Source organism: Brevundimonas sp. UBA5936, assembly GCA_002430835.1.
Lineage (GTDB): Bacteria > Pseudomonadota > Alphaproteobacteria > Caulobacterales > Caulobacteraceae > Brevundimonas.
On record DJDA01000090.1, the window covers coordinates 26,282 to 43,464 of the forward strand.

Annotated in this window: 12 protein-coding genes; 6 read left to right on the forward strand and 6 right to left on the reverse strand. The window is 66.8% G+C overall.

Translation table 11 applies throughout. From position 1 onward, the window contains the following. Positions 1-8 precede the first annotated feature (8 nt). Genes B2Y21_RS08545 through B2Y21_RS08560 form a run of 4 tightly spaced genes read right to left on the reverse strand, consistent with a single transcriptional unit; the run spans position 9 to position 2,481 of the window. Complete coding sequence (locus tag B2Y21_RS08545; RefSeq protein ID WP_292058894.1) at positions 9-521, reverse strand: hypothetical protein; 513 nt, start codon at positions 519-521, stop codon at positions 9-11. Between the two features lie 38 nt (positions 522-559). Next, complete coding sequence (locus B2Y21_RS08550; RefSeq protein ID WP_292058896.1) at positions 560-1,132, reverse strand: hypothetical protein; 573 nt, start codon at positions 1,130-1,132, stop codon at positions 560-562. A gap of 50 nt (positions 1,133-1,182) precedes the next feature. Further along, complete coding sequence (locus tag B2Y21_RS08555; RefSeq protein ID WP_292058898.1) at positions 1,183-1,686, reverse strand: hypothetical protein; 504 nt, start codon at positions 1,684-1,686, stop codon at positions 1,183-1,185. A 48-nt stretch (positions 1,687-1,734) separates the two neighbouring features. After that, entirely contained in the window at positions 1,735-2,481 is a 747-nt protein-coding gene (locus tag B2Y21_RS08560; RefSeq protein ID WP_292058901.1) for a hypothetical protein, read from the reverse strand. 400 nt (positions 2,482-2,881) lie between these two features. On the opposite strand from B2Y21_RS08560, the gene B2Y21_RS08565 reads away from it, so the two are divergent. The 6 genes from B2Y21_RS08565 (at position 2,882) to B2Y21_RS08590 (ending at position 15,727) form a co-directional block, all read left to right on the forward strand. Continuing rightward, entirely contained in the window at positions 2,882-5,392 is a 2,511-nt protein-coding gene (locus B2Y21_RS08565) for a TonB-dependent receptor (RefSeq protein ID WP_292058904.1), read from the forward strand. A gap of 24 nt (positions 5,393-5,416) precedes the next feature. After that, positions 5,417-8,026 carry a M14 family zinc carboxypeptidase gene (locus B2Y21_RS08570; protein WP_292058905.1) on the forward strand — a complete coding sequence of 870 codons (2,610 nt, stop codon included), beginning with the start codon at positions 5,417-5,419 and terminating at the stop codon, positions 8,024-8,026. Positions 8,027-8,179: 153 nt separating this feature from the next. Continuing rightward, complete coding sequence (locus B2Y21_RS08575) at positions 8,180-8,794, forward strand: glutathione S-transferase family protein (RefSeq protein WP_292058907.1); 615 nt, start codon at positions 8,180-8,182, stop codon at positions 8,792-8,794. Then, a complete protein-coding gene (locus B2Y21_RS08580; RefSeq protein WP_292058909.1) occupies positions 8,791-10,320 on the forward strand; it encodes a VOC family protein in 1,530 nt (509 codons plus the stop codon). The genes B2Y21_RS08575 and B2Y21_RS08580 overlap by 4 nt, the downstream gene beginning before the upstream one ends. A 303-nt stretch (positions 10,321-10,623) precedes the next feature. After that, positions 10,624-12,417: an ABC transporter ATP-binding protein gene (locus B2Y21_RS08585; protein ID WP_292058911.1), complete on the forward strand. Its 1,794-nt coding sequence runs from the start codon at positions 10,624-10,626 to the stop codon at positions 12,415-12,417. A 283-nt stretch (positions 12,418-12,700) separates the two neighbouring features. Further along, on the forward strand, positions 12,701-15,727 hold the full coding sequence (locus B2Y21_RS08590; protein ID WP_292058913.1) for a DUF3857 domain-containing protein: 3,027 nt from the start codon (positions 12,701-12,703) through the stop codon (positions 15,725-15,727). On the opposite strand, the gene B2Y21_RS08595 is transcribed toward B2Y21_RS08590, so the two are convergent. Together B2Y21_RS08595 and B2Y21_RS08600 are read right to left on the reverse strand one after the other, a co-directional pair. Beyond that, positions 15,701-16,828 carry a sensor histidine kinase gene (locus B2Y21_RS08595; protein WP_292058915.1) on the reverse strand — a complete coding sequence of 376 codons (1,128 nt, stop codon included), beginning with the start codon at positions 16,826-16,828 and terminating at the stop codon, positions 15,701-15,703. The two genes, B2Y21_RS08590 and B2Y21_RS08595, sit on opposite strands and share 27 nt — an antisense overlap. Positions 16,829-16,877: 49 nt before the next feature. Continuing rightward, a partial coding sequence (locus B2Y21_RS08600) for a helix-turn-helix domain-containing protein (RefSeq protein ID WP_292058917.1) occupies positions 16,878-17,183 on the reverse strand: 306 nt, incomplete at its 5' end.

Genomic DNA, 17,183 nt, shown 5'->3' on the forward strand with positions numbered 1-17,183 from the left:
CACAGCCTCTAGGGGATGGTTCTCGGGCTGGCGAGAACGCCTGGGCTGATGAACTGCCGACGCCCCGTCCACGTCAGCAGCTTGACCAGGGTTCCGCCCGGCTTGGCGAAGTCTTCGCACGTTTCGAGGCGAGGCGGCTCAGGCGCGGCGGCGACCAGCGCGCCCTGCCGCAGCCCTTCGTAGTAGAGGGCGAAATCCGCCTGCTGCGCTTCGGACAGCACGGACTGGCCGAACACCATCTCTTCGCGGGCGTTGTCGATGATCAGGCGACTGTCGTCCTCCGACAGCCGCTCACACAGCAGCCCGATCATGACCAATCGCTCGATACGGACCGCTAGGCCAGCCTGAGCCTTGACCAGGTCGTACTGTAGCTTCGCGTACTCGGGGCTGGCCGCCATCCATTCCTTCAGGGCGGCCCTGGCGGCCTCTTCGTCGACCCCGGCGGGTTGAGCCGCGGCGACGCCGGCCGCGCTCATGACCAACGTCGCAACCAACCCGCTCGCGAAACGACGAAGCGCCATCAGATGCCCCTTGCAATACATACGCGCCTTCCCCGGCCTCAGCCCGGAATGGGGCCGATCGGCCAGTTGCTCAGCGATTCCATATCGCCTTCCTCGGAGGGACAGGGCGTATAGAGGGTGAAGGCCACATCGCCCTCGAAATACCAGTCGGCGCCCTTCTCATAACCGACGATGCCGGTGGAGTAGCAGACCGCCGCCTTGCTGCCGTCCGGGATCATCAGGATGGCCCAGTTGGTCGACCCGGCGCCCGCCGGATCATAGCCGTGAAGCAGCAGACGCCCGCGCGTCTCCGTCACCACGCCGACGACGTTGCCGTCAAAGACGATGGACTTCTGGATGTCGCGATCCACGCCCGAGGCGACCATGGCCGCGCGCACGTCCGGATGCTGGAAGAAGGTGACGCCCTGCACCGGCTCGGTCGGATGCTTGCCGACATAGGCCGACAGCGGCGGCGCCTCGCCGTTCCGGTCAGGCGCAGCGGCCGGTACGACCACTGGCGCAGAAGCATTGGCTTCAGCCGGGGCCGGCGCGGCGGCCGCCCCTTCTTCGGCCTGCGAGCAGGCGGCGAGCGTCGCCGCCAGGGCGAGCGCGAGCGGGGTTCTCAGGGTCATGCACATTTCCTTCAACGCTTAAGCGACAGATCCTCCCCCCAAGGGCAGGATTATTGATCCACGGCGCGCATCTCGATCGTCAGCGGTTCTTCGGCGGTTCCACGCCCGAAGAGGCTGGCGGTGATCGTCTGCCCTTGCGACGCCGCAAACGGCGCGCTCTTCATCGAACGGCCGCCGTCAAGTTCATCGTCGAACACGGTGAAGCGCGTGCACGTCGCCTGGCTCAGGCGATCGGCGAACGCCTGATCGATCTCGCCGCGCCAGCCCGGCAGGCTCGTCGGCGCGGACAGCTCGATCGTCTTGCCGACGATCCGGCCATCGCGCCGCCAGCTGTAGCTCACCCCATCCGACGCCACGGCCGTGCAACCCGTCCGGCCGCAATGCAGGGTGCCCACGGGCGCTTGCTCGCGAAGCTGCCGCTGTTGCGCCTGCGACAGCGTCTGGCCGATGGACAGGTCGCCCTTGTCCAGCGACGTACAGACGGCGCTTTGAGCGAGGGCGCCCGTCGCCGCCAGGGAAGCGGCCGCAGTCAGGCTCATCATGAAAATACGCACGCAGACCTCCTTGGTCTCTAGCGCCGCCGCGGCGACGTCGATGTCGTCTTAGCAGGCGGGAACGCGGCTCTGGCCGTCCAGTCGAAACTGGCCGTCGGCGCCGCGCGTGTAGGTCTCTTTGAAACTGGCGGAGCCGCTGTAGGACACCGTGAAGCTGCGGCCCTGGTCGGCGGCCGTGATCACCCCGTCGACGCCCGCCTCGCCGTCATCGGCGCTGGCGTCGGAAAAATAGGTCTGGATGCGTGCGATCTGCACCGGCCCGGCCGGGGTCAACTCGGTCAGCACGGCATAGCCGCACCCGCGCCCCTGCCACACCCCGCCAGCCTCGGTATAGAGAACCGGATTGGCCGCGATCGCCTTCGTCCAGCCCCATCGCAGAGCCGGATTGCCGACCACGCCCGCCGCGCCGACATCCAGCCACTCGCCCTGAAGCGTATAGGGATAGCGCGGCGCACCGGCGTCATGACCCAGGTAATGGACTGCATTCATGCCGCTGCAGGCCTGTCCCGTGCATTCATTGGCGCCCGTGCTCACCAGGGCGACGCGCGTGTCGGACAGCGGGATGAAGGCCAGCGGCACGAAGCTGTAGGTATCGTCGCCGACCGCTCGCACGGCCTCGTTCCGCTGAGCCTCGGGAAAGGCGACGACAAAGGCGGCCGGCGTTCCCGCCAGGACGTTGTCACGATCCACATCCTGGATTTCGATCAACGACTGAGCCGACGCCGGCAGCGCCGCGACCATGGCTGAAGCGAACGTGGCGAAACACACGGCGGCGATGGTCTTTGAGGATGGCATACGAGGCTCGTTTCTCGACAGAAGGCTGAAATCCGTTGCCGCCGAACTTATGGCGCACAGACAATTAAACACTGTTCACAATCTATGACAACCCGACTTTTTCGTCACCTGGCCAGAATTTGCGCGCCCGGATCAGCGGCCTGCCCACCGCACGATTCAGGCTACGAAATCTCGCTATGGGGTTAGAAATTCTACATTAGAAACGCGCCGTTCACGTGCCTTATTGCGCGCCCAATTCTGACTTTTATTGCGGTGCAGCATTCCTATGATCAGGCCATCCCTGACCGTTCTCGCCTTCTTCTCTGCCGCTGGAGTTTGCAGCGCCGCACATGGGGAAACCTCTGAAAATCTAACGGATCAAACGGGACCAGCGTCCCCCTACTCGGTCTCGGATGTCGTGGTGACGGGCTCGAACATCCGGCGCGCCAACACCGAAGGCTTCAACCCGGTCCAGGTGATCGGGCGCGAAGAACTGGAAAGCTCGGGCAAGTCGACCACGGCGGACCTGCTGCGCTCGATCTCGGCCAATACCGGCAACGGCTCGAACGAGACTCAGAACAGCGGCTGGTCGTCCGGCGCGGCGGGCATCGGCCTGCGCGGTCTGTCGCAGAAGAACACCCTGGTGCTGCTGAACGGGCGCCGCGTGGCCAACTACGGCTTCCCCGGCGGCGGCCTGTCGGACACCTTCGTCAACCTGAACGCCCTGCCGATGGTGGCGACCCAGCGGCTGGAGGTGCTGAAGGACGGCGCCTCGGCCGTCTATGGCTCGGACGCGGTGGCGGGCGTCACCAACATCATCACCCGCCAGAATTTCCAGGGTCTGGAGTTCGGCGCCAGCTATGGCGTCGCCGGTCAGGGCGGGCTGGAGACCTCGACCGCCAAACTGGTCGCCGGCCACGGCGATCTGGAGACGGACGGCTACAACATCCTGCTGTCGCTGGAGGCCTATACCCGCAACCGGCTGGATCAGGACCAGCGCGACCTGACCAAATCGGGCATCTACACCGACCTGCCCGGCGGCCGCTGGAACGGCTGGTCGGCCAAAGGCGCGCGCTTCCTGGTCGACGGCAAGTCCGTGCCCTTCCTCGACGCCCAGGGCCAGTGCCCCGAAGGCATGGTGCTGACCGCCAGCGCCCCGATTGACGGCCTGGCCGGCGACACCTGCGCCATCAACCTGGCGCCGCACACGACCCTGATCCCCTCGACCGACCGCTATCAGGCCTATCTGTTCGGGACCAAGCGCCTGACGCCGCAGATCGAGGCCTTCGGCGAGGTGCTCTATTCCTATGTCGAGGGGGCGTCCCTGTTCGGATCCAGCCCCTTCTTCACGCTGGAAGGCGGGCGGTTCGCGCTGAACGCCGAGACCGGGCTGGCCGAGCCGGTGTCGAACCTGCTGCCCGCCAATAATCCCTACAATCCCTACGGCGTCGCCACGCCCATCGAATACACCTTCTTCGACCTGGGCCGGACGCTGAAGACCAATGAGTCCAAGTCCTATCGCGCCCTGGCCGGCGTGCGCGGCCGCCATGACCGCTTCGACTGGGAAGCCGCGGTCTTCGCCTCGGGCAGCGACGAGCGCGAGACGGTGTCGGGCGGCTTCGCCCATCGCTGGAACCTGGCCGACGCCCTGGCCAACGGCACGCTGAACCTGCACGATCCGGGCGCCACGCCGCAGGCCGTGCTGGACGGCATCCGCCTGTCGACCCTGCGTCCGGCGGAGTCGCGCCTCTATGGGGCCGACTTCAAGATCTCCGGCGAGCTGTTCAACCTGCCCGCCGGTCAGGTCGGCTACGCCGCCGGGGTCGAATTCCGCCATGAGAGCCTGGTCTCCAGCAATCCGTGGCAGATCGACGCCGGGCTGCAGATCCGCCCCGCCATCGCCGCAGTGGACGGCGAGCGCGACGTCTGGGCCGCCTATGCCGAATTCAACATCCCCGTCCTGAGCAATCTGGACATCCAGGTCGCGGCGCGGGCGGACGAATACAGCGACTTCGGCAGCGCCTTCTCGCCCAAGGCGGGCGTGCGGTGGAAGCCGCTGGAGTGGCTGGCGCTGCGGGCCTCGGCCTCACGCGGTTTCCGGGCGCCGTCGCTGTCGGAGAACTCCGCCTCGACCATGATCTCCTACGGTTCGGTCATCGACCCCTATGATCCCGACCTGCCCAATTCGCGCCAGAGCCCGACCTTCTTCACCGTCGGCAATACCAATCTGGAACCGGAAAAGACCCGCTCCTACAATCTGGGCGTCGTCTTCACCCCGACGCGCGACACGGCGCTGAGCATCGACTGGTATCAGATCAAGCTCGACAACCTGATCGGCACGGGAAACACCACCGCCATCATCCAGCAGAACGATCCCGCCGACGTCATCCGCGACGAACGCGGCAAGCTGCAGGCCGTCTACAACCGCTATCGCAATCTGTCAGCGCTGGAGACGTCGGGCATCGACGTGGACTTCAGCCAGCGCTGGCGCACCGACGATTGGGGGACGTTCACCGCCTCCAGCGCCTATACGCACCTGCTGGAATACAAGCGGCCGAACGCGGCGGGCGGTCCTTTGCTGGACTACGCCGGATCGAACCGGGGCTCGACCCTGCCGGCGCACAAGGCGACGACGCGGCTGGCCTGGAACCGCGACGTCTTCGACGCCAACCTGACCTGGTATTATACCTCCGGCTATGATCAGGTGCCGGTTGTCGGGGGACAATCGCGCGTGGACGCCTATCACCAATTCGATCTGTATGCGGCGTGGTCCGGGCTGGAGCGCGTGACGCTCTACGCCAAGGTCGAGAACCTGCTGGACGAAGCGCCGCCGCACGACGCCTCCTTCCCCGGCGTCCGCGCCCCCTACGACTTCGGCCAGTACGATCTGCGCGGGCGCTATTTCCGCGTCGGCTTCGACGTCCGCTTCTGATCCCTTGCATCGAGACCTGACATCATGAGCGTTCAACACGCCCGTTCATCCATCCGGCGCATCCTCGCCAACGGCGCGGCGGCGGCGATCCTGCTGGGCGGCGTCGCCCTGACGGCGCCCGCGCCCGCCCTGGCCCAGAGCGCCTACTTCTTCCCACAGGCGGCGGCCGGGGACTTCGACCCCGCCATTCCGACGCCCGAAGCCTTCCTCGGCTATCCGATCGGCACCCACTACACCCGCCACGATCGCATCGTGGACTATCTGCGCGAACTGGCCCGCCTGTCGGACCGGGTGACGGTCGAGGAGATCGGCCGCAGCTATGAAGAGCGGCCCCTGCTGTCCATGGTCATCACCTCGGGCGCTAATCAGGGCCGGATCGACCAGATCCAGCGCGCCCATATCGCCGCGGGCGATCCCGGCGGCCCGGCCGCCACGGCCGACGCACCGGTGGTCGTCGGCCTGTTCTACAGCGTCCACGGCAATGAGACCTCCAGCGGCGAGGCGGCCCTGCTGACCGCCTACTACCTCGCCGCCGGGCGCTCGCCCGAGGTGCTGGACTGGCTGGACAAGGCCGTGGTCGTCATCGACCCGGCCCAGAACCCGGACGGCCGCGACCGCGCCGCCAACTGGCACAACGCCTGGAAGAACCAGCCCGCCGTCTCGGACCCGCTGGACAAGGAACACGTCGAGGCCTGGCCCGCCGGGCGCACCAACCACTATTTCACCGACCTGAACCGCGACTGGCTGGCGGTGACTCAGAAGGAGACGCGCGCCAAGCTGGAGGCCTTCCACCGCTGGCGCCCCAACATCCAGATCGACTTCCACGAAATGGGCGCGGGCAGCACCTATTATTTCGAGCCCTCGCCCGCCAGCATGGAAAGCCCGCTGCTGCCGCGCGCCAGCTATGAGTGGAACGTGACGCTGGCCCGCTATCACGCACATGCGCTGGATAGCCTCGGCTCGCTCTATTACACGCGCGAGACGTTCGACAACTTTTCGCCGGTCTATGGCTCGACCTATCCCGACTTCCACGGCGGGGTCGGGGTGACGGTCGAACAGGCCAGTTCGCGCGGGCTGGTGCAGGACACGGCCAACGGCCCGCTGACCTTCCCCTTCACCATCCGCAACCAGACCAATGTCGGCCTGGCCACCATCCGCGGCGCCGTGGCCGAGCGCGCCGGACTGCAAGCCTTCCAGCGCGACTTCTTCCGCTCGGCCGTCGAACAGGGACGCCGCCACTCCAGCCAGGCCTTCGTCTTCGGCGATGCGGCCGATCCGGGTCTGACGCGCCAGACCCTAGACCTGCTGCTGACCCACCACATTCAGGTCCATCCGCTGACCGAGCGGGTGACGCAGAACGGCCGCGCCTATGAGCCGGGCAGCGCCTATGTCGTGCCCTCGGCCCAGCCGCAGTTCCGCCTGGTGCATTCCATCTTCGACCGGACGCCCCCGACCAAGGGCAGCGTCTACGGCAGCACCTCCTATTCGGTCGCCCTGGCCTATGGGTTGAAAAGCGACGGCCTGCGCCGCGTCCCCGCCCACGGATCCGCCGTGACCGAAGCCCCCGTCGCGAACGGTGGCGTCAGCGGGCCGCAGGACGCCTACGCCTATGTCGTCGACTGGCGCGACCTGAACGCCCCGCGCGTTCTGGCGGCCCTGTTGCGTCAGGACGTGCGCGTCCGCGCCGCGTTCGAACCGCTGACCGCGCGAACGGCGGCCGGCGACAGCGCCTTCGGGCGCGGCTCCCTGGTCGTCACCACAGCGGGACAATCGCTGGACGCCGCCGCCCTGCGCGCCGCCGTCGACACCGCCGCGCGCGAGGCCGGCGTGGTCGCCCACGCCGTCTCGACCGGCCAAAGCGTCGCGGGCGTCGATCTGGGCAGCGACAATGTGAAGGTCGTGCGCGCGCCGCGCATCGCCCTGGTCATGGGCGAAGGCGTCAACGCCACCGAGATCGGCGCGACCTGGTTCGCCCTCAGCGAGCGGCTGAACTATCCGGCGACACGGCTGGACCCGTCGCAACTAGGCCGCGTGCCGCTGGGCGACTATGACAGCATCGTCCTGTCCGGCGGCCGCTACGACAACCTGAGCCAGCCGACGGTGGACGCCTTGAAAACCTGGGTGCGGGCGGGCGGCTCTCTGGTGGTGTTCGGCAGCGCCGCGCGCTGGGCCGCCGCCAACGGCCTGGCCCCGCAAACCGCCTCCGAAGACGAGAAGAAGGCCGAGGTCGAGCACCGCGACTACGCCGACCGTAGCGCGATCCAGGGCGAGCAGCGCACGGCGGGCAACGCCCTCTCGGCCGACGTCGACATTAGCCACCCGCTGGCCTTCGGCCTGTCGCGCCGCGACCTGTTCGTGAACAAGGAGACGGACGTGGTCCTGGCCCCCGTGGCCGATCCCTTCGCCAATGTGGTGCGGATCGAGAACAGCCCGCAGGTCAACGGCTACCTGCCCGAAGCCTTGCGCGCCCGCTCGGCCGGTTCGGTCTGGGCCCAGGTGAACCCGATAGGGGCGGGCAACGTCGTCCTGTTCGCCGACGACCCGGCCCATCGCAAATACTGGCTGGGGACCGAGCGTCTGCTGATCAACGCCCTGTTCCTGTCGAACCATCTGGGCGGTTCCGGACGGCGCTAGACGAACGATCCAGAGCGGTAGCGCCTTTCGAGCGCTGCCGCTCAAGCCACGTTGCGCGGGGCCTGAGCCCGATCATCTTCTCCGTCCAGAGGCGGTTCCACGCCTGGCCCTTCGGCGCTAGTCTCGGGCCAAATCGCAACTGGATCTGTTTTTATGACCACCCTGTATTTCGCGCCCGGCGCCTGCTCCTTGGCCCCTCACATCGTTCTGGAATGGATCGGCGCGCCCTATTCGGCGGTGAAGGTGGGCTATGGCTCGCCCGAGCTGCTGGCCGTGAACCCGGCCGGCGCAGTGCCGACCCTGATCGAAGACGACGGCTGGCTGCTGACCCAGGCCGGAGCGGTGCTGGACTACCTTGCCGGCAAACACCCCGAGGCTGACCTGGCCGGCGGCGACAGTCTGCGCGAAGTCGCTGAAACCCACCGCTGGTCGTCCTTCTTCACGGGCGATCTGCACCCGGCCTTCTTCCCGATCTTCATGCCCTATCGCTACACCACCGGCGGCGAGGCTGAACGCGCGCAGGTGGTCGAGGCCGGTCACGCCCTGGTGCGCAAGCAACTGACCATCCTGAACAACCATCTGGCCGACAAGGAATGGGTGCTGGGCCGCCGCTCGGTGATCGACGCCTATGCCTTCCCGATGATCCGCTGGGCCATCGCCCGCGTGCCGGGCGGTCTGACCGACTTCCCGCACGTTCAGGCCCTGCACGACCGCCTGGCCGCCGATCCTGCCGTTCAGAAGGTTCTGGCCGACGAGGCCGCAGCGTGACCTCAGGCCTGCACCACGTCACCGCCATCACCGCGTGCGTCCAGGCCAACGTCGACTTCTATGTCGGCTTTATGGGGTTGAAGCTGATCAAGCGGACCGGCGGCTATGAAGACGCTGAACAGCTTCACCTCTTCTACGGCGACGCCGTCGGCAGCCCCGGCAGCGTCGTCACCTTCCTGGTCTGGGAGGACGGCGCATCCGGCCGTGTCGGCCATGGCCAGGCGGCCGAGATCGCCTTCGCCGTGCCGCCGGCCAGCATCGGCGACTGGCTGACCCGCGCCATGACCGCCCGCATCCCTGTCGAAGGCCCGACGCGCGAGTTCGGCGAGCCGGTGCTGAGGCTGAAAGACCCGGACGGCGGCATCATCAAGCTGGTGGGCGCCGCCCTGCCCGCCGCCGCGCCGCTGGCCGATCCGATCGCTCCGACGCGCCTGCGCGCCGTCACCCTGTTCACCGAAAAACCGGAAGAGACTGCCGACTTCGTGGCCCGTTTCGGCTATCGCCGCGGCCCGGTCGAGGGCGCCGTTCAGCGCATGATCTCAGACACGGACGTCGTCGATGTGCGCGCCGTCACTGGCTATGTGCCGGGCGTTCCGGGCGCCGGAACCATCGACCATACAGCCTTCCGTGCGTTGGACGTTGACGCCGTTCGCGCCATGCGCCTGTCGTTGGGCAAGGCCAACGGCGTCACCAATGTCCATGACCGGCAGTATTTCCTGTCGCTGTATGTCCGCGACCCAGCCGGCCTACTGATGGAATACGCCACCGACGCGCCCGGCTATACGGCGGATGAGCCGCTGGAAACCTTGGGCCAGGCCCTACTCATGCCGCCCGGCGACGCCGCCCGCGCCGAAGACCTGAAGGTCATGCTGCCGCAGTTCGCCCTGCCGGGAGAGCCGCGCCTGCCGCACCGCGACCTGCCCTTCGTGCATCGCTTCCATACGCCCGAAGATCCCGACGGTTCGGTCACCATCCTGTTGCACGGCACGGGCGGCAATGAAGCGGACCTGATGCCGCTGGCCCATCGCTTGAACCCGCGCGCCACCCTTCTGGGCGCACGCGGCCGCGCGACCGAGGAAGGCGTCAACCGCTGGTTCCGACGCTTCGATCCGACCCGCTACGATCAGGCCGACATTCGTGCAGAAGCGGCGGCGTTCGCCGCCTTCGTCGATGGCGCTATCGGCGGCTATGGGCTGGACTCCGAGCGTCTGACGTTCCTCGGATTCTCCAACGGAGCCAACCTGCTGGGCGCCATTCTGCAACTGCACCCCGGCCTCGTTCGCCGCGCCATCCTGATCCGCGCCATTCAGGTGCTGGAGACGACCCCGGCGGCCGACCTGGCCGGAACCCGCGTGCTGTTGTTGACCGGCGCACACGACCCCTTCGCCGAGATGGCCGCCGGACTGGAGACCGCCTTACGGCAGGATGGAGCCGAACTCGACGCCCGTATCATCGAGGCCGGCCACGCTTTGGCTCCAGACGACCTCGCCGCCGCGCGGGATTGGTTCTCGACCGTCGAGCCCTGATCAAGGCGCCCTGAAGGGACGTTGGCGCGACAGCCGCAGTTTCCAGGCCGCCATCCAGCTAGACAAACCGCCGCACGGTCAGGGCGCAGGAAGGCATTGTCGTCGAAATCTGGACCTGCTAGCTGTGAAGCGTCCAACTAATCAAGGGAAGGAGGGCATGATGATTGACAAGACCACGCCCGTCCGCGGGTTCCCAACAGTTCTCGGTCGCCGCGACCGCTGACGCCCCTTCGGCTCTGTGTTGAGCCGCTCCCCTGATCATTGCTGACACAAGGACCGCGCGGATCTGCGTGGTTATTTCTCATGACAGACCATGACGACGCCGACGCGCGCCTGCGCGCGTCCGTGCTGCGCAAGGTGCTCGCCTTCACCTTCCGCCTGTGGCGCCGAACACCCTTGCTGGCCGTCGCCTGCGCCGGGACGATGCTGCTGGCGACCCTCACGGAAGTCTTCGCCCCGCTCTACGCCGGGCGCATCATCGACGCAGCGGGCCGCGGCGACGTCGGCGCCGCCTGGGCGGCCTTCGCCGTCATCACCGCCCTGGGCGCCGCGATGGTCGTGCTGCGCCACCTCGGCTGGTGGGCGATCACGCCCCTGACGCTGAAGATGATGCAGGATGTGACGCAGGAAGGCTTCGCGCGCGTCCAGCGGCTGTCGACCGACTGGCACGCCAACGCCTTCTCGGGTTCGACCGTCCGACGGATCACGCGGGGCATGTGGGCGCTCGACACCCTGAACGACGTGCTGCTGCTCTCGCTTCTGCCGTCGCTGACGGTGCTGGCGGGGACCGTCGTCCTGCTGGCGCTGCACTGGCCGATCCTGGGGCTGGTGATGGGCGTCGGCGCGATCGCCTACATCGCCCTGACCGTCGGTCTGGCGACGCAGGTGCTGGCGCCGACCGCGCGCCTGTCGAACCAGTGGGACACCCGGATCGGCGGCGTATTGGCCGACGCCATCGGCGCCAACGCCGTGGTCAAGGCTTTCGGCGGCGAGGCGCGCGAGGAGGCCCTGCTGGCGAAGACCGTCGCCAAGTGGCGCAAGCGGACGCACCGGACCTGGATGGCCTTCACCTGGGCCGGCTCGGGGCAGATCGCGCTTCTGTGGCTAATCCGACTGGCGGTCACGGGCGTGGCGCTGTGGCTGTGGATGCGCGGCCAGGCCAGCGCCGGCGACATGGCCTATGTCATCACCAGCTATCTGGTCCTGAACGGCTATCTGCGCGACATCGGCATGCATATTCACCAGCTTCAGCGTTCGGTGAATGAGATGGAGGAGCTGGTTCAGCTTCACCAGGAGCCGCTGGGCGTCCCCGACCAGACCGGCGCCCAGCCGATCCAGGTCAGGCACGGCGCCATCCGCTTCGACGACGTCACCTTCCACTACGCCGGACAGGAAAGGCCGTTGTTCCGAAACCTCGACGTCGCCATTCCTGCGGGTCAGCGCGTCGGACTGGTAGGACGCTCAGGCTCGGGCAAGACCAGCTTCGTCAAGCTGGTCCAGCGCCTCTATGACGTCGATGACGGCCGAGTGATGATCGACGGGCAGGACGTGGCCCACGCGACCCAGGCGTCCCTGCGCCGCCAGGTCGCGATCGTGCCGCAGGAACCGATCCTCTTCCATCGGTCGATCGCGGACAACATCGGCTATGGCCGTCCCGGCGCCACGGCCGAAGACATCGAGCGAGCCGCGCGCCTCGCCAATGCGCACGACTTCATCGCCCGCCTGCCGAAGGGGTATCAGACCCTGGTGGGCGAGCGAGGGGTCAAGCTGTCCGGCGGCGAACGCCAGCGCGTGGCCATCGCGCGGGCCTTCCTGGCGGACGCGCCGATCCTGATCCTGGACGAGGCGACCTCCAGCCTGGATTCCGAGAGCGAGGCGGCGATCCAGGAGGCGATGGAACGGCTGCTGATCGGCCGCACCGCCATCGTCATCGCCCACCGGCTGTCGACCGTTCGGGCGCTGGACCGCATCCTGGTCTTCTCGGGCGGCGAGATCGTCGAAGACGGAACCCATGACGACCTGCTCCAGGCCGGCGACGGCCACTATCGGCGCCTGTTCGAACGGCAGTCAGGCAAGACTCCCGAGATCATGGAGTAAGCAAGGCGACGAGGGCGTGATTTCCGGCGCTTCTCAGACATCAGCAGGCCCCGCAACCTCGGCGGCGGGGCCTGCCGCTCAGTTCGCCGCCCTGCAACAGGCGCACGGTAACGGATGCTCAGCGCATCAGTCGTGAAGACCTGACCCGCAAACGCGCACCAGACCTCTATTCCCCCCCCTGCCGGTCTGCTATTTAGATTTCAACGATACTTAAGAATGAGGAAACGTCTTGAAAAACAAGCTAATATTGGCGACTTTAGCCTGTTTTCTAAGCACTTCCGCCATGGCCGGCGAAACGATCTTGCGCGGCCCAGCGCCCGACTGGCTTCCTGTCGTTGCGCCGCATCTGTCCAACAAGCCGGACAACCCTTCTCAGCACGTGCGCTATGAAATGGTCGAAAGCCATGTGCGCGCCTTCGGCGACCATACCGAAACCTATGTGCGCATGCGGCTGCGGGTGCTGTCGCCCCTGGGTCTGCAACAGGCTTCGCAGCTAGGACTGGAGTGGAACCCGGCCTTGCAGACGCCTACCGTCCACCACGCCCGCATCATCCGCGCAGGTGAAACCACCGACATTCTGGACAAGGCCGATTTCACCATCCTCCGCCGCGAGGCGGCGCTGGAGCAGTCGCTGCAGATCAATGGCGTTCTGACGGGCGTTCTGGTCAATCCCGACATTCGCGTCGGCGACATCATCGACTTCGCCTATTCCTTCCACACGCAGTTCGACGTCTTCAACAACCCGATCGAAGCGCTGGCCTATTCCTACTCCCCGATCCCGGTGGATCTGGGCGTAACAACGATCAGCTGGCCGACATCGATGAACGTGCAGACTCGCGCCGGGCGCCACGCCGCCATTCCCCCAATCACCCAGCAGGGCGACTTCAAGGTTCTGGTCAATCGTCTGACCGACGCCGAAGGGGAAACCTATCCGAGCGCCATCGCCGTCCGCTCTCTTCCCGACTATGGCTGGCAGATCAGCAGCATCCCGCAATGGGGAACTGTTGCGGAGCACATTCGCCCCGCCTTCGATCAAGCCAGCGCCCTGCCGGATGCCGCCGATCTGGCGGCCCATGTGGCGCGAATAAAGTCCGAGCATACAGCCCCGGAAGCCCGCGCCTTGGCGGCGCTGCGACTGGTTCAGGACGAAGTGCGCTACATGGCCCTGACGCTCGGCGAAGGCGGTTGGCTTCCAGCCTCGGCCAGCGAGGTCTGGGCCAGGCGTCAAGGCGACTGCAAGGGCAAGACCGTGCTTCTGATCGCCCTGCTGAGAGAACTGGGGATCGACGCAGTTCCGGTACTGGTGTCCTCAGACAACCTGCCGCTCGATAAGTACTTGCCGATGGTCAGCGTGTTCGACCATGTGATCGTGAAGGCTCGCATCAACGGTGAAACCTATCTGATGGACGGGGCGCGCATCGGCGACCGCAGTCTGACGCCGGACGTTCCACTGGTTCATGAGTACGTTCTGCCCATCGTGGAGCGCGCACGCCTGGAGCAAATCCCGCTCAAGACGCCGCCGCGTCCAACCGGTACGATGCATATCGAGATCGATCTTTCCGACGGTATCTACAGCCCTGCGCGCGTTACGCTGACAGATACCGACCGAGGCGCCAGCGCCACTGAGATGCAGGCCGGCGTGGCCCAGGTTCCTGCCGCCGAACTGACCCGCCTATATGACGAACGCTGGAACCTGTTCCTGAAGGAATTCGGTCAGGTTTCAGACATCAAGAGCCAGTGGGAGTACCGCGAAGACACTCACGAGTTTATCGCCCGTGCGACAGCTCGCATTGCTTTCGACTGGGGCGACGGACCGGTCAATATTCCCTTAGCCCACGTCACGTGGAAAGGGCTTGAGCCGCACACGAACGAGAAGTTCAAGGACGCGGATTACAGCAAGAACTTCCCCAGTTCGTCCTCATTCCGCACTACGGTCATCCTGCCCGCAGGCGAGGACGTCGTTGATCTGTCGGTCCAGCCCTATGAAGTCGAGGCTGGCGCGACCCGTTATTTCCGCACCGTCCAACGCAATGGCAACCGGTTGGAGACGGATCGCGGCTCGATCACTCTGCGCCCCTACGCCACAGCGGCGGAGGTTCAGACCGAGCAGGCGGGCATGGACAGCTTCAAAGACCTGAAGGCCACCATGCAGGTGAAGCGAGGCTACACCCTGACGGCGGCCGACCGACAGACGCTGACGACAGCCCCCGAGGGCGACCCCGAGGTGGCTCTGCGCCGCGGCTACTCCCTTTACGACGTAGGCGATCATGTCGGCGCCATCGCCCAGTTCGACGCCGCCATCGCGGGCTTTCCTTCGCCCCATGCCAACGCCCTGGCCAATCGCGCCCTGGCCTATCTGGCGTTGAATGATCTGGAAAAAGCCCGCGCCGACATCGCGGCTGGCGAGGCCGTCGATCCGAACGAAACGATGCTGTTCCACGCGAAGGGGCGTCTGGCCGAAATCGAAGAAGACGATCTGGAGGCCGTTCTGGCCTTCACCGGCGCTCTTCGGTCGTGGCCCGAGAACAGCCACGCCCTTTACCGCCGCGCCGCCGCCTATGAGCGGATGGGGCAATCCGCTCGCGCCCTCGCCGATCTGGAGCGGCTCATCACATTGGAGCCGCAGGAAATGGAAGCTAAGGGCGCCTTGGCGACCCAGTTGCTCCGAATGGGCCGCACCGAACAGGCCTATGAACAGGCTGGCCTGATGGCGCAGACCGCCGGCTATCCCGACGCCAAGGCCCAGATTTTCATCGGCATGGCACAGGCTCTGGCGTCCAATCTCAAGGCATCAGATCCCGCCAAAGCCGAGACCGCGCTGACCAACGCCCTGTCGATGGAAAGCGACTTCCCCGCCCTGCTGATCGATCGTGCAGGCATCCGCGCGATGCAGGGCGACAGTCGGGGCGCGGCCGCCGATATGGCGCGCTTCAAACAACTGACCCGCATCAACCTTGATGACCCCGCACAGGCCTGCGTCTCACGGTCCCTATTCCGGCACAGCCGCGACGCCGCACTGGCCATGTGCGACAAGGCCATTGAGCGAGAAGAAGACGACGCTGCCCTGCACATACGGCGCGGCTATCTGCTGCACGCCCTGAACCGCGAGAATGAGGCTGCCGCCGCCTATCGCACAGCGACAGAACTGGCCCCTTCCAACCCGAAGGCCAAATACGGTCTGGGCAAGATGCTCAAGAGCGCCGGCCAGACCGCAGAGGGCGACGCCCTCATGACTGAAGCCTTGAGCTCCGATCCAAGGGCCGGCGAAGATTATAACACGCCTCTATATGAGGTCAGCGGCAACGCGTAGGTTGGCAGACAGCGTGCTGGCATGCGACCGCAGGCTCAGCTGGAACACGGTCGCCGGAGTCCGCTCAAGGGTCAGGGCGCCGCCGTGGGCGTGGGCGATCTGGCGGGCCAGGCTGAGGCCGATGCCCGAACCGTTCGGCTTGGTGGTCACGAAGGGGCGAAAGATACGTTCGGCGTCAGCCGGCGATACGCCGGGGCCGTCGTCGGCGACCTCGATCACCAGCGTCTCGTCGGCCCGCTTGACCGATAGCCGAACCGCGCCGGACGGCGCGCCGCCAATCTGCGTCGCCTCGGCGGCGTTCTGAAGCAGCGCCCACACAGCCTGGTGCATCTGATCCCGGTCCAAGGCCCAGGACAGGTCTTCCGGCGCATCCACATGCAGGGTCGCCGCTGGCCAGCGGCTGGCGAACAGGCGCGCCAGATCGTCCGCCATCTCGCGCACGGACACAGGCCGCCGGATCGGCTCCGGCAAGCGAGCTAGCGTGCGATAGGCCTCGGCGAACCGCTGCAGGCCGTCGGCGCGGCGCGCCAGGACGCCCAGGATTTCGCGCAGCAAATCCGGATCGTCGTGCGCCCCGTCCAAAACGTCTAGGGCGCTTTCCGAGAGGGAGGCGATCGGCGCCAGACCGTTGAGCAATTCGTGGCCCAGCACCTCGACCAGTTCGGCCGTCACACGGGCCTCGGCGACACGCTCTTCCTGCTCCACGTCGATCAGGGCCGCCAAGGACGAGCCGCCCTCGGACGCCAATTCGACGCGATCCAGCCGCCAGCGTCGACCGGACTGGCGGAAGTGGGCGACCTCGCGATCGAACAGGGCCGGCGGCGGCGGCAGGATGCGGTCTTCGGCGCTGAAAAGGTCGCGCGCTGCGCGGTTCAAGGCCCTGGCCGTCGTCCCCTCGACGCCGACCAGGGGCGTCGGCGCGGCGTCCAGCAACACCCGCAGCGCCATCGCCTCCGCCTCTTCAGGCGCCGCCGCCGCGACAGACGCAGGCGGACGCCTGTCCCACATCCGCGCGTTCAGAACGCTGAGCCAGACCGCCGCAAGCGCCGCGCCGGTCAGCGCGCCCCACATGCCGGATCGCCAGGCCAGAACAGCCGCCACGCCGCTGGCCGTCAGGCCGAGCGCGCAGGCGAGCGCTGACGCAGTCCGCCTAGAGACCATGACGCGCCATACGCCGATAGAGCGCCCCTCGGCTCAGCCCCAGCGCCGCCGCAGCCTGAGAGACATTGTGCCGATGTTCACGCAACGCTGCGGCGATGATCGCCTTCTCGGCGTCGCCGAGATCGAAGGCGTTGTCGGCAGGCGTATCCAGCGCATCCAACACCGGCGACGGCGGAGCAGCGACGGCCGCCGCTTCGATCTTGCCGTCCTCCGACAACAGCACCGCGCGCTCGACCGCCAGGGCTAGGCCGCGCGCCTCGTCGGGCCACGCGGCCGCGCGGATCGCCGCCTCCGC

Bases quoted from the DNA above. Each gene is read 5' to 3' on its own strand.
- B2Y21_RS08550 (WP_292058896.1), bottom strand. From the start codon at position 1,132: ATGACCCTGAGAACCCCGCTCGCGCTCGCCCTGGCGGCGACGCTCGCC.
- B2Y21_RS08590 (WP_292058913.1), top strand. From the start codon at position 12,701: ATGGCCGGCGAAACGATCTTGCGCGGCCCAGCGCCCGACTGGCTTCCT.
- B2Y21_RS08575 (WP_292058907.1), top strand. From the start codon at position 8,180: ATGACCACCCTGTATTTCGCGCCCGGCGCCTGCTCCTTGGCCCCTCAC.
- B2Y21_RS08545 (WP_292058894.1), bottom strand. From the start codon at position 521: ATGGCGCTTCGTCGTTTCGCGAGCGGGTTGGTTGCGACGTTGGTCATG.
- B2Y21_RS08585 (WP_292058911.1), top strand. From the start codon at position 10,624: ATGACAGACCATGACGACGCCGACGCGCGCCTGCGCGCGTCCGTGCTG.
- B2Y21_RS08560 (WP_292058901.1), bottom strand. From the start codon at position 2,481: ATGCCATCCTCAAAGACCATCGCCGCCGTGTGTTTCGCCACGTTCGCT.
- B2Y21_RS08570 (WP_292058905.1), top strand. From the start codon at position 5,417: ATGAGCGTTCAACACGCCCGTTCATCCATCCGGCGCATCCTCGCCAAC.